This window comes from Paenibacillus sp. SYP-B3998, assembly GCF_010820665.1.
Classification (GTDB): domain Bacteria; phylum Bacillota; class Bacilli; order Paenibacillales; family NBRC-103111; genus Paenibacillus_E.
On the sequence record NZ_JAAIKC010000006.1, the window covers coordinates 39,941 to 53,535 of the forward strand.

General features: G+C 40.9%; 12 protein-coding genes. 6 read left to right on the top strand and 6 right to left on the bottom strand.

The features are described from left to right. Window positions 1-145 precede the first annotated feature (145 nt). Window positions 146-850 (top strand): MerR family DNA-binding transcriptional regulator, encoded by a 705-nt coding sequence (locus tag GK047_RS16715; RefSeq protein ID WP_205516835.1) that lies wholly within the window; start codon window positions 146-148, stop codon window positions 848-850. Window positions 851-990: 140 nt separating this feature from the next. Next, window positions 991-1,446 carry a hypothetical protein gene (locus GK047_RS16720; RefSeq protein ID WP_163948993.1) on the top strand — a complete coding sequence of 152 codons (456 nt, stop codon included), beginning with the start codon at window positions 991-993 and terminating at the stop codon, window positions 1,444-1,446. 83 nt (window positions 1,447-1,529) lie between these two features. Here the strand turns inward: GK047_RS16720 and bioB are convergent, their stop codons facing one another. Continuing rightward, window positions 1,530-2,528 carry a biotin synthase BioB gene (bioB, locus tag GK047_RS16725; protein WP_163948997.1) on the bottom strand — a complete coding sequence of 333 codons (999 nt, stop codon included), beginning with the start codon at window positions 2,526-2,528 and terminating at the stop codon, window positions 1,530-1,532. A 220-nt stretch (window positions 2,529-2,748) separates the two neighbouring features. Next, window positions 2,749-3,630 (bottom strand): proline iminopeptidase-family hydrolase, encoded by an 882-nt coding sequence (locus GK047_RS16730; RefSeq protein WP_163949000.1) that lies wholly within the window; start codon window positions 3,628-3,630, stop codon window positions 2,749-2,751. A 164-nt stretch (window positions 3,631-3,794) separates the two neighbouring features. On the opposite strand from GK047_RS16730, the gene GK047_RS16735 reads away from it, so the two are divergent. Beyond that, a complete protein-coding gene (locus GK047_RS16735) occupies window positions 3,795-4,691 on the top strand; it encodes an alpha/beta hydrolase (protein ID WP_240344006.1) in 897 nt (298 codons plus the stop codon). A gap of 436 nt (window positions 4,692-5,127) precedes the next feature. Here the strand turns inward: GK047_RS16735 and GK047_RS16740 are convergent, their stop codons facing one another. Together GK047_RS16740 and GK047_RS16745 are read right to left on the bottom strand one after the other, a co-directional pair. Further along, a complete protein-coding gene (locus GK047_RS16740; protein ID WP_163949003.1) occupies window positions 5,128-7,119 on the bottom strand; it encodes a methyl-accepting chemotaxis protein in 1,992 nt (663 codons plus the stop codon). A 200-nt stretch (window positions 7,120-7,319) separates the two neighbouring features. Further along, on the bottom strand, window positions 7,320-7,787 hold the full coding sequence (locus tag GK047_RS16745) for a GNAT family N-acetyltransferase (RefSeq protein WP_163949005.1): 468 nt from the start codon (window positions 7,785-7,787) through the stop codon (window positions 7,320-7,322). Window positions 7,788-7,909: 122 nt separating this feature from the next. Here GK047_RS16745 and GK047_RS16750 point away from each other — a divergent pair, with 122 nt between their 5' ends. Beyond that, window positions 7,910-8,089: an H-type small acid-soluble spore protein gene (locus tag GK047_RS16750; RefSeq protein WP_163949007.1), complete on the top strand. Its 180-nt coding sequence runs from the start codon at window positions 7,910-7,912 to the stop codon at window positions 8,087-8,089. Between the two features lie 179 nt (window positions 8,090-8,268). Here GK047_RS16750 and GK047_RS16755 read toward each other — a convergent pair whose 3' ends face one another. Continuing rightward, the gene (locus tag GK047_RS16755; RefSeq protein WP_481856009.1) at window positions 8,269-9,618 is read right to left on the bottom strand and encodes a lytic polysaccharide monooxygenase; all 1,350 of its coding nucleotides are present in this window, start codon (window positions 9,616-9,618) and stop codon (window positions 8,269-8,271) included. 770 nt (window positions 9,619-10,388) lie between these two features. Between GK047_RS16755 and htpG the strand changes: the two genes are divergently transcribed. After that, window positions 10,389-12,269 carry a molecular chaperone HtpG gene (gene htpG / locus GK047_RS16760; RefSeq protein WP_163949011.1) on the top strand — a complete coding sequence of 627 codons (1,881 nt, stop codon included), beginning with the start codon at window positions 10,389-10,391 and terminating at the stop codon, window positions 12,267-12,269. Between the two features lie 136 nt (window positions 12,270-12,405). Further along, window positions 12,406-12,621 (top strand): alpha/beta-type small acid-soluble spore protein, encoded by a 216-nt coding sequence (locus GK047_RS16765; protein ID WP_163949013.1) that lies wholly within the window; start codon window positions 12,406-12,408, stop codon window positions 12,619-12,621. A gap of 79 nt (window positions 12,622-12,700) precedes the next feature. Here GK047_RS16765 and GK047_RS16770 read toward each other — a convergent pair whose 3' ends face one another. Continuing rightward, window positions 12,701-13,531: an ATP-dependent DNA ligase gene (locus tag GK047_RS16770; protein ID WP_163949015.1), complete on the bottom strand. Its 831-nt coding sequence runs from the start codon at window positions 13,529-13,531 to the stop codon at window positions 12,701-12,703. Between the last annotated feature and the right edge of the window lie 64 nt (window positions 13,532-13,595).

The following is a 13,595-nucleotide window of genomic DNA, read 5'->3' on the forward strand; positions in this document are numbered from 1 at the left end:
AATTAGTTGTACGATTTCATCATACAACATAAATGCTAATTCCAAACTTGATCAATTTTCCCCTTGATTTTATTGGTTCATATTGAATAAACTTTACAAGTAAACTTTAATCTTAATTAACCGATACAGCGAGGTGAGCATTCCATTGAGACCGATAGACATTGCGAGAAAATTAAAAATAAGCACAAGCGCCTTAAGAAACTATGAAGATCTGGGAATTGTTCCTCCTACCGAGCGATCATCGAGCGGCTATCGGATTTATACGAAGGAACATGTAGCCTATTTTGAGTGTATTCAAGCCATGTCACCCGGTTTCGGAATGAAAGTCGCATCAGAAGTTCTTCGAAAAATACAATCCAAAGAAGTTAATGCTGCCCTTTGGATGGTAAATGAAGTACAAGCAAACCTTCATCGTGATAAAACAATAATGGAGAAGACCATTCAAATCTTAGAGACTCAGCAGCTTCCCCTCCCAGATTCGAGTCAGACTGAAACTTGGCTAACAATCGGAGAGGTTTCTGCTGAGACAGGCATCCCCTGTTCAGCCATCCGACACTGGGACAAGATCGGGCTAATTACTTCATCGCGCGATCAACGAAACGGCTACCGACTATTTAATCGATCTCAAATACGTAAAATCCTGCTGCTGCGTACTTTCCGATCAACCGTTTATTCACTTGATGTGGTTGAGCTAAAGAAAAACATTGCTGAAATGGATCATACCGATGTTGAGCATGCAATTCGTATCGCCAAGGATTCATTAAATTACCTTAACAAAATAAACCAGCTGCAACTTCGAGGCGGAAAATATTTATATGATTTATGCCGATCTTTGAATTTACTAAATTAGTACAAAGAGACACACTTAACATCCATGAACCAATCATAAAATTTACATTAATTTATGATAAATAAATATTTATTTGAATTATATGGAATATATTGTTAAGTTAAATTAGTGGATATATTATATTTTAGGAGGAATAACGAATGAAAAAGAAAGTAGTGGCAATCCTAGCAACCGTTGCATTAGTTTCTACACTCTCCACGACAGCTATGGCAAGAGATGCCAAACCCGAAAGTGATAGCAGCAGCAGCCCCAACGTTTTTTATGGAGTAGGCGATTATTTCACAGCTACATTTGATAGTTTTAATGACCTCGATTATTACTCATGGTATAACGATGGACCTGCTAGAACTGTTTTCTTATATTTTTGGCAACCTAATTACACGACTTTAGATTATGGCATTAATTCTGTAGGTATTTCTGGAAGTACCCCTGGCGCTTCCCAACGCTTATGGAAAGCTAATGGACGGGAAAATTGGCAAGTATACGTTCCGGCAGGATCAACGTTGACCGTTGATACAAGAAGCTTTACTTATTCTGGAACAAACCCTAATGTTAAATACGAACTTCTACTAAACTCTGGCTACACGCCACAATAAGCAAAATAATTGAACAACAGAACCAACGGATAAGAGCCCAAGGAAATTCCTTCGGGCCTTTATTTATATCCAAACCCCCTGCTCTACAGTGCAAAGCTTTCAATCTCAAAACCCAAATCTTCGATAATGTGATGATCCGCAGTAACATCTTGTCCTTCTGTCGTTAAGTAGTCTCCTACAAAGAGCGAATTGGCAGCATAGAGTGATAAGGGTTGGAGTGAACGAAGATTTAATTCTCGCCCTCCTGCAACGCGAATTTCTTTGGATGGACAGATGAACCGAAACAAAGCCAGTACTTTCAATGCTTTCAGCGCTGGCGTTCGTCCTGCATATTCCAATGGCGTGCCAGGAATCGCATTTAGAAAATTAATCGGAATGGAATCGGCATCTAGTTCCCGCAGTGCGTAAGCCATCTCAACGATCTCCTGATGCGACTCCCCCATTCCAATGATAACGCCTGAGCAAGGAGACATCCCGTGTGATTTCACCTTCTCTACTGTTTCTATACGCTGTTCATAGGTATGTGTGGTTGTTATGGAAGGATAATTTGATTTGTTTGTATTTAAATTGTGGTTATAACGGTGCACGCCTGCATCTGCGAGACGCTTGGCTTGATCATCTTTCAATAGTCCAAGACATGCACATATTTTGAGCGGCAGCGTCTCGCGGATTTCTTGTACCGCTTCAACTACTTGACTCAACTCCTTGTCCGTAGGACCTCTTCCCGCTGCTACAATACAATAGGTCCCGGCTTTACGCGCTACCGCCTCTCGGGCACCGGCTATCAAGGTGATCTTCTCCAACAAGGTGTATTTGTTAATTGGCGCCGTAGAAACAATAGATTGCGAGCAATACCCACAGTCTTCTGGGCAAAGACCGCTTTTAGCGTTAATAATCATATTCAATTTCACTTTTTTACCAAAAAAATGCTTGCGAACCGTAAACGACGCATGCATAATAGCTAACACTTCATCATCGTCTGCCTCTAATACAGCCAAGCCTTCCTCCAACGTCAGCTTATCACCTTTTAATGCTTTTTGAGCATACAGTGCCCACTCTCTTTGAACTTCACAGGTATCCATACCAATTGTCTCCCTCTTGTTTTTTATTAATAATCGTTAACCAAATATCCTACTTCCGTTTTTAATTGTCAACCAAATTTAACATAATTAAGTTTACAATTAACTGATGAATAATAGCAAATCATGCCTCTTTCCCGGTATGAATCATCTCATTTTCAGCCTTTTTTTAAACAAACACCCCTGACAGCATTGCTTCAGGGGTGTTTTGGGGGGGCTGTCTTTATTGATCTCGCTCTGCTTTTCTCAAAAAGTCTTGAACGATTATTAGAAATGGTTTGGTTTCTTCTAAATAGCTTAGATGTGAACTATTTTCAAATACATGAAATTCAGAATCCTGCACCAAAGATTGATAATATTGGGTGGACTCTGGCGCCGCCTCGTCGTATCGACCACAGACGAAAAGAGAGGGTTGTTTGATTTCATGCAGCTGTGAGGTGCGGTCAAATGTTTTCAAATTACCAGTCGGACTGAATTCGGAAGGTCCCCACATTGTCATATAAACTTCTTTATTCGCTTTTGCACGGCTCTCCATTACAACAGATGGTAAGGGATCAAGTCTGCACACATGCCTTTTGTAATATTCTTTCATGGCTTCTTGATACTCGTCCGAGTCCGTCGTTTTTTGCTTCTCATTGCGTGAAATAGTTAGTTGAACTTCCTCGGGTAAATTTGCCAAGAAATGGTCAGCATCTTTTTTCCAACGTTCGGCACTCAGGCATGGACTTGAAAAAATAACACTTCGAACACCCGGAGGCTTCCGATCAATTAAATAGGATGCTGCAAGCATCGTCCCCCATGAATGACCCAGAATATGAACCTCTTCCAGATCAAGTGCTTGTCTTACACACATTAATTCTTCCACAAACCGTTCTGTTTGCCACAAGGAAGGATCCGTCGGTCTATCTGAATTGCCAGATCCAAGCTGATCATAGAACACGAGCGGCCGCTCATCAGCCAAAACGCTTAGAGCTGACTTCAGGGGATCGTGCGTATTTCCAGGGCCACCATGAAGCACCAATAGAGGTGTTTTATGACCATCACCGATTCGATTGTACCAAATCCTGCCTCCTGGAACTTCAATATAACCTTCACTCTGTTTCATGCACTTTGCCTCCACTTCTTCTATTTCACTAGTTGTATAACTTTATTTCTATGATATCTCGATATCATACTAAAACGTCGGTGTCGAAACAACAGGGTTGAAAATGATATAATTCATAGGCGTGTTACGGCTCACAGGCTCTGGGAAGAAAGGTAGTGTCTAACATGGTTCCTTTATTAACTTACAATCACTCAAACCTTTACTGGAAACAATATCAAAAGTTTTTTCCATTAGAGATTCGGATAAATGAAAAAAATCTACCTTCTGAGGAGTGGTGGGCATGGAAAAACATCCAAGTTCATCTGGATCGCATGCCCGTTCCAGATTCAAAAATAAAAATTTTGTTCATTCATGGTGCTGGTGGCAATGGTAGATTATTGGCGCCCTACGCAAGGATGCTTCAAAACCACGGTTACGAAGTAGTTTCACCTGATCTTCCCCCTTACGGGTTGAGCTATACGAAGTCTATAAAATCTTTGGACTATCAACTTTGGATTGACTTACTTACCGATTTGATTGACAAGGAGACTAAGCAGGATGGCAAACCTATTGTACTATTAGGCAGCAGTATTGGAGGGATGCTAGGATATCACACAAGCATTCAGAGCAACCAAGTAAGAGGGTTAATAGCTACGACATTTGTCGATACGAGCGATCCGAAAGTCCGGGATCAATTGGCTCCTAATAGACTCGTCAGTAGGCTAGGAAAGCTGTCAATGGATTTGCTCCCTTATTTGCTTGATCCTATTCTGATTTCAATTAAGTATGTATCACGCATGCATTTGATAACAAACAATGTTGAGTTAACTAAACTGATTATCAACGATGCGCATGCGGCCGGCGCGAAAATCCCGTTACGTTTATTAAAAACATTTCTAAATATGAAACCTAAGATTGCACCAAATGATTTTGATTATTGTCCTGTTTTGCTCGTTCATCCTGAAATTGATCCCATGACGCCGTTTTGCTTTAGCAAATTTTTTTTTGATAGACTAAAGGCTAAAAAAGATTGTGTCATTTTAGAGGGAGCTGGCCATTTTCCAATTGAACAGCCCGGTTAGGGCAACTGGAAACCGCAGTTTTATCGTTTTTAAAAGTGATAGAGAATGAAGATATAGACCAGAGTAAAGAGAATATTTGACTGATTTTTTAAAATCATCATTACTTCAAACACAAAAAGGAGCTGCCTATAAGCAAGCTCCTTATACATCTTACATGAATTAACCATAAAAGCTAGAAAAATGCGTATAGCCCCTCTTCGAAATAGGTATACTCCCTCTTACCTAATGCTTGTTCCACATTTTCATTCAAATAGCCCTCCGGAAATAGTCACCATCTTCTCGTAAATAACTGGAATTATTATACAAGCGACTCTATTTAGTAAGCAAGACATTTCTTAAAGAAGGTTGCACTTAACTTTTACAAAAGAAATAGGAGCTAGCATAAAGCTAGCCCCTCATTTTCGTCTTCCATTTCACGCTACTATTACTTGAGCTGTCAATTCAATTTGAATTTCTCCACGAGCAGTTGAAGTTCTTGGGCATGTTTGGCCAACACTTGAGAGGATGAAGAAATCTCTTCCATAGAAGCAAGCTGCTGCTCAGTTGCTGCCGAGATATTCTCTGATCCGGATGCAATTCGATCAGAGACGAGCGAAACATTTTCCAATGAATAAACAACTTGATCCGAACTTGCGGATATTTGCTGGGAAGCAGCGGAAATTTGTTGAATTTGATCTGTAACTTCGTTAACTGAACGGTTGATTTTACTAAATGCTTCATCCGCATTTTCAACGGCAACAATCCCTTGTTTGACGTCTTCTGCGCCTTTTTTGGCATTACCAATGACCTTTTCGATAACCTCTTGTACAGTTATAATTCGCTGAGAGATACGCTCAGCGGACACTCTTGACTGTTCGGCTAGCTTACGAACCTCTGAGGCAACCACAGCGAAACCGCGACCACTCTCTCCTGCGCGTGCTGCCTCAATGGCCGCATTAAGTGACAGAAGATTAGTTTGCGTCGCAATGTCCCCAATGACGGCTACAATTTGCCCAATTTCGGCAGAATGCTCGCCAAGCTCCTGAACAGTCAAGGTAAATTCGGACATGAACGTGTTAATCGCATTCATTTCCCTTACGACGGATTTCACAGTTTCATTACCCTCTTTGGCAAATTCCGTGGCATGGATAGCGGAGAGAGAAACCATCTGAGCGTTATTTGTCACGTCCTGCACGCCTGTTGACATATCGGTCATGGATTGCAAGCTTTCTTTCACGATCGTTGCTTGTTTTTCCGTTCCTTCCGCCATTTCCTCCGTAATTTGAGCAACCTGTTCTGTCGCTTTGGCCGTCTCATCCGCATTGATTGACAACTGTTCCGATGTGAAAGCCAGTTGCAATGCTGTTTCACTCACATCCCCGATGACGGTGCGAAGCGAGAGACTCATACGGTTGAAGCTTTCGCCAAGCCTACCCAGCTCATCATTGCTCCTTACGGGTACGCTAATTGTTAAATCGCCAGAGCTGATCTGATCGGACGCCTTCAATAGCCTCCCCAGTGGCTTGATAATAGAGTTAAGAATGAAATAGACCATAATTCCGCCTAGGATCAGGAACACAACAATACAGGCGATGGTTGTCAACATAATGGATCGTGCAGCCTGAGCAACCTCATCATTCAATAAGGTTCCAACCACTACCCAGCCGGTAAGTTCGTTAGTTTTGTAGAAGTCTACACGTTGGCTCCCATTTTTGTTATATTGGATTTCGCCCGTCTTTTGATCATACATTTGCTTAAAACGCTCGTCATTTGCCTCACTTCCAGATTTCTCGCTTGGGTCAATCAGATAGTGACTTTTCCGGTCTAAAATATAGACATATCCTTGTTTACCAACTTTCGTGCGATTTACCGTATCAGCAAGTGATTTCAAAGATAAACTGATGGACACTACCCCATGATCATCATGTGAGGTTTCCGAGACGGTGACAACGACATTGCCTGTGTTGCTTGAGATATATGGATCTATCACATTAGGCTTTCCTTTGTTAGCGATAGCTGTCATAAACCAAGGCCTTTTTCGAGGGTCATATTCCGGTGGATTCACCGCACTCTTGGGTGAGTTGATGTACACCCCTTTATCAGTCCCCACAGATGCGAGCTCAACATTAGGGTGCTTATCCTTATAAGCGTCTAGCATAGCCCGTACGAACGTATCTTCGTTTCCTTGCACAGGGCCAATTGATCCCAGGTTTAAACGATCTGCCATAAAATCAACGTTGTCCTTGGTGTCCTGAATGATTTGGTTGATTTGATCGTTCAAGAGCTCGACCTTGGATTGGGCCTCCTCCTTCATTTTCTCCTCTACCTTACTCTGCGCCGTCATGGCAGAGATCAAGCCCACGCTAACGCTTGGTACCAAAAGGATAATCGAGAAGGATAGAATCAATTTACTCTTTACATTAAATCCAGGAAGCCTTAATTTCCACATGTTACGGGCACCTCTTCGTCTGTTTTGGAAGCAAGAAGATATTCAGAAATTGTATCTTTCGCTTGATTTCATTTTCATTCGACAAATTTCAGCAATAGCCCTTTGAATTTCGTTCCAAGTTTGTCTATAGATTCTTTAAATGAAGAAAAGGCTGCACGCGGCAGCCTCCCACTTCGTTATGCAATTTTACGCACCATTATCTATAAGTTCTTTTTCATTCTCCAAATTTCATAGATGTTTGATTCTTCTTGCCACTTCGTTAATCCAGATTTTTCATAGAACCTTAAGGCTGCAGCATTACTAGGAGATACGCATAAATGGTATTCAGTGATATCATTCTTCCGAAAAAAGTTCTCAGCATACTCCAACAGTTCCTTACCATAACCTTTCCCTCGATACTCAGAAATAAGGTAAAAAAGATTTACATACCCAATATTTTCACCTTCATAAATAAGAATTTGAAGCTCAATTTGCCCGATCGTTTTCCCTTCAACTTCAACAAGAACTAATCCCTCAGGAAAGCGCTTAGCTCGCTCTTGAATTCGGCTTACATAGGTATCTTCATCGCCAAAACCTTCTTCATTCCCGAAGCTCACAACGTATGATTCTTTACGAAAAGACACGATAGTATTCCTATCTTTTATAACATCTATCGTTCTGAAAAACATAATCCCCCTCCTATATACACCTGATTTGATTTCATTAGCCTAGCGTTTCCCTTACCCTAAGAATAATTAAATGGATATGAGAAAACAATATAATTACAACCAAAAAACGGAGGTAGTTAGACTTGGACATACAACGAGCAAATGAGATTGCTGCTTCATCTGTTATGGTTAATGTCTCTTATGAAGGGGTTCCAATTTATATCCAACATGTTAATGAACCTAATGAAATGGCTAGAATTTATCCCCTTAATCAGCCTGATAAGGAGCAAAATGTTCCTTTACACACCTTAAAAGAGTTCTAAAATTAATTTCTAGGTTCAGATGGAGTAAAAGACGAAAAACCTACCATCCCATTTTGGGACAGTGGGCTTTCGTCTTTTATCAATACAAAACAAAGCAGATACAACTATCGTCTTTCAGGTCTTTTTACAGAAGCTCAAACGATAATGAAGACGCATTCAAATTACAAGGATGAATAATCCTATTTCAGCAACCACAATGCAGGAACATTAGGCGGTTCCCATCCCACAAGTGAGGTATGTGCTTGACGAACTTCATATGTCTGACCGTTGTAAGATACGAGCGTACCTACTGTATAGGCTATATTCGGCGCCCAAGGTGCAACTATAGAACCTGTTGTCGTAAAACTGATTGCGTTACTGTTAGCCGATACATTGCCAGCAGCGTCGATTGCACGCACTGTAAACGTATACAATGTATTGGCAGTCAATCCTGTCACCTTATAAGTTAGAGTAGTTCCATTAGCAGTCGTAGCTACCAAAGTTGAACCATTATAAATTTTGTATCCGGTTACCCCAACGTTATCCATTGAAGCGCCCCAAGTTAGTGTTGCACTTGTAGCGGCAACGTTCGAGGACGATAAATTCGTTGGTGCCGTCGGCGCTGTGTTATCTACAGGCAAGGAAAGCGTAGTGAACGTGACCGCATTACTTGCTACTGACGTATTTCCAGCGGCGTCGATCGCACGGAGGGTATACGTGTATAATGTATTTGCAGTCAGCCCCGTGAGATTGTACGTTAAGGTAGTTCCATTGGCTGTTGTAGCCACCAAATTCGTGCCGTTATAAATTTTGTATCCGCTTACAGCTACATTATCGGTTGCCGCACCCCAAGTCAATGTTGCACTTGTTGCTGCTACATTGGAGGAAGTCAAGTTCGTTGGTGCCGTAGGGGCTGTCGTATCGCCAGGAGTCCCACCGCCAAAATCAACGTCGATAACGTTATAGAACGCATTAGCTGTGTCATAAATTTCCCAAACAGCCAAAATAACTTGATACCCTGTTCGGCTAGGAACACTACAAGTATCCGAGTAGGAATGAGGTGGTTGCTTTCCTTTATAGTCCACGTTACAGAATGGCGTCAGATCAAACGATGCCCGGCTAAGAGGCGCGTTTGGATCCCAGTTTTGTTTAGTGATATAGTATTTCCAACTTGTCGTTGCATGATTGGCCTCAATCGTCCAATGAAACGTAGTCGTCCCAGGTGTAATTGCCACTTTACTCCAGCGAGTTGCCGACTGTTGGTCAAGTTCCGGGAAAGCGCCGGAAGCGCTTGCAATTTTACCATCCGCGGGCCCAGCCGCTGGGAATCCTTTGAGAGCTTCCAAACTTTGCGGTTCATAAATGATAGCGCCACAGTTTTTATTAGTTCCGTCTGCGCATAAGTCAGGGCGGCTGCTCGGTGAATCAATATAACCATGGGCCAAAGCTTTACTTGAAAATAAAAGCGCTGCCAGCATCATCACAAGAAGCATTCCGCTTGTGATCAACACCCTTAAGCAAAGTTGATTGGATAATCGACTGTACGTCAAATTCATTCTCCTCCTTAAATTTAGATAGGTCACACATTACTCATTGCTATAACATCATTGCTTGCTTTTGATCAACTCCCTCCCTTTGAACGATGTAGTAACAGCTCACACAAAACCACAGAAATAGCTCGCTGCAGCCTCCCTCCTTCAAAAACGTATATATAAACTCATAAAGAGCTTATATCGGACGGAATGATAGAACATACCTACCTCCTGCCGTCTCTGTAGAGATCACTCTAAGGTGGCTGGTGTAAGCATATTGAAATAAGACCAAAACACAATATCAAGCAAAGTTAAGTTTGGCTGCTACGCATGTATGAAAGGAAAAAGCGCTGATTGGATGTATGGAAAGGTGGTTGCTAACTTGACGTCGTTCTGAGGACGGAAAAGAGCAGATCGGAAAGCTAGAGGGATATTTGTCTCACTTGTTCAAAAATTCGAGCGTATCAAAGCTAAGCTTGAGAATCCATAAACAGGAGATTCACTATAATGATACACTTTGTAACGGAAATCCTCAACAACTACTTTTAACCATAAAACAAATGCTAAGCGAGCTTCCTGCACTTGAAAATCAGGCAAATCCCGTCAGTAAATCAGGACTAATAATGAGTGCACATTGTATTCTTTTCGTGAATAAAGGGAATGACATATTGACAATAAATATCAGTAATGTTATATAAATAATGAATGGCACTCATTGGATGAGAGTGCTAACGAATTACGAAGATTTACTTGATTTTACTCGTTAACTATTGAAGGGAGATTTTCTAGTGAAGAAAAAACAGTTTCAGGCAGAATCCAAGCGATTATTGGATATGATGATTAATTCCATCTATACACAAAAAGAGATTTTTCTGAGAGAACTCATTTCCAATTCTAGTGATGCGATCGACAAAATTTACTACAAGGCTTTAACCGACGATAACCTGGTCTTTGACAAAGACAGTTATTTCATTAAAGTAACCGCCGATAAGGAAAATAGAACGTTGGTCATTCGTGATACCGGTATCGGTATGACGAAAGAAGATCTTGAAAGCCATCTCGGGATCATCGCCAAGAGCGGTTCGCTGGCATTCAAAAAAGAAAACGAAGCCAAAGACGGACACAATATTATCGGTCAATTCGGCGTCGGATTCTATTCCGCATTTATGGTAGCCGATGTAATTACCGTTATTAGTAAAGCTTTAGACGGCGAAGGCGCTTATAAGTGGGAGTCTACAGGCGCTGATGGGTATACCATTGAACCTTATGAGAAAGATGCTGTCGGCACCGAGATTATCTTGAAGATAAAAGAAAATACGGAAGATGAAAGCTTCGATGAATTTTTGGACGAGTACCGATTAAAAGCGATCATCAAAAAATATTCTGATTTCATCAGATACCCAATTAAAATGGATATCTCCGGCAAAAGGCTCAAAGAAGACAGCGATAATGAATTCGAAGATTATAAAGAGGAGCAAGCCGTCAATAGTATGGTTCCAATTTGGCGCAAAAATAAAAGCGAGCTTACTCCTGAAGATTATGAAAAATTTTATAACGAAAAACATTATGGCTACGACAAGCCGCTCAAGCATATCCATGTCAGCGCCGATGGAGCTGTAGTCTATCAAGCTATCTTGTATATTCCAGAGAGCATTCCTTTTGACTATTATTCCAAAGAATACGAAAAAGGGCTTGAGCTTTATGCCAATGGCGTATTGATCATGAATAAATGCGCCGACCTGATTCCTGATTATTTCAGCTTTGTCAAAGGAATGGTCGATTCAGAGAGTTTATCTTTAAACATATCCAGAGAAATGCTGCAGCATGACCGACAATTGAAGCTTATCGCTAAGAACATTACGAGCAAAATTAAAAGCCAACTGCAAAGCTTATTGAAGGATGAAAGAGAAAAGTACGAGCAGTTCTACAAGAGCTTTGGCAGACAGTTAAAATTCGGAATTTATAGTGACTATGGCACTCACAAAGACGTGCTGCAAGATTTAGTCATGTTCTACTCCTCCAAAGAGAAGAAGCTCGTAACCTTAGATGAATATGTAACAAACATGCCGGAAGATCAAAAATACATTTATTACGCTTCTGGGGAATCCAATGAAAGAATCGAAAAGCTTCCTCAGACAGAACTTGTATCTGAAAAAGGCTACGAAATTCTTTATTTCACCGATGATATCGATGAATTCGCGATTAAAACGATTATGAAATACAAAGACAAAGAATTCAAATCCGTCTCCAGCGGTGATCTGGGCATTGAAGCGGATGAAGCACAGGACAATACGGATTCCGACAAAAATAACAACCAAGAGCTTTTCGAGCATATGACAAGCTTGCTATCGGATAAAGTAACAAAAGTAAGAGCATCAAAAAGACTGAGATCCCATCCCGTATGCTTCTCAACCGATGGCGATGTCACTATCGAAATGGAAAAAATATTGAATGCAATGCCAAATAACCCGAACGTAAAAGCGGACAAGGTATTAGAAATCAATGTTCATCACGCTGTGTTTGAATCGTTGAAAGATGCTTTTGAGAAAGATAAGGACAAGCTGAATTTGTATACCGCACTGTTGTACAACCAAGCACTCTTGATCGAAGGCTTGCCGCTTCAAGACCCGGTTGAGTTTACAAATGATATCTGTAAGATCATGGTTTAACAAAAAAGTGCTCTAATCGAACCGCCTAAGAAGAGGGAAACCTCTTCTTTTTTTGTGCAAACTTTTTTTGTTAAGAATGAATAATAAACCATTATCTCCACAAACTACACTCACACCACTTAAAGGAGTGAATCAAATGGCTGGCAGAAGCAGCAACACACTAGTTGTCCCACAAGCAAGAGCAGCACTCGAACAATTGAAATACGAAGCTGCACAAGAATTAGGTATCCAGATTCCCCAAGATGGTTACTACGGTTATATGGCTACACGCGATACAGGCGCTATTGGAGGACATATTACACGTAAGCTCGTACAATTGGCCGAACAACAATTAACAGGCTTTAAACGCTAATTCAAGGATTGAGAAGCAAGTCAAACCAAAAAGACTGCAGCCACCCTTTCGTTCTTACGGTGAGTGCAGTCTTTTATATTCAGATGACAAAATCCATGAACACGGGAGATCGTAACTTTCCGCTTCTTGTCCAATTTTTTGTTTTAATCTTGGCCATAAGCAATGGCTCCATGTAAGCAAAGCTCTTGTCTTCTTTATAAACGAGTCGGCTTTTGATACGATCTATAACTTGCTTGTGTTCTGGGGTAACACCGGACTCAATAACCCCCACAGAAACTTTAGATCCATTCGCAGCGTCAATCGAAGCTAGTAAGCCAAAATCACTTTTTCTATAACCTGAAATATAAACATCCGCATGCAGCCAATTAATCACTTTTTGCCATGAATTAGAACGTTTGCCGACAGTATATTTGGAATTCACATCAGAACGCTTGATGACGATGCCCTCGAGTCCATCCTTCTGAATCTGCTCGAAATATTCTTTCGCTTTGCCTTCGAACAATTGAATTTTCTTATACTGCTCACTTTCAACCAAAGCTTGTTCAAGCAGTTCTCTCCGCTTTAATAAGGGTAAGCCCGTTACATCAATTCCCTTATAGCGAAGAATATCAAATGCATAAAACGTAACTGGTGTTTTATTCTTGTTAGATAAGAATCTGGTTGACATCGCTTCATAATCAGGTTTCCCTTGTTGATCGATAATCATTAATTCGCCGTCAACGATAGTTCCTTCTGGCAAAGGGCATTTATGTAGCTCAGGGAATTTATTTGTAATCCGTATGTTTTGCTTCGTATAGATATATAACTCGTCCATATTGGAAATAACACAGCGAATGCCGTCTAATTTTTGCTCAACGACGTAGTTTTTACGGTTGAACGGTTTATTGTCTTTGGCGTCTTGTAGTAACATTGGAGAAATGAACATCGTTATCACCCTCACAATATGTTACATCGAAGAACCGTTCCTGCCTATA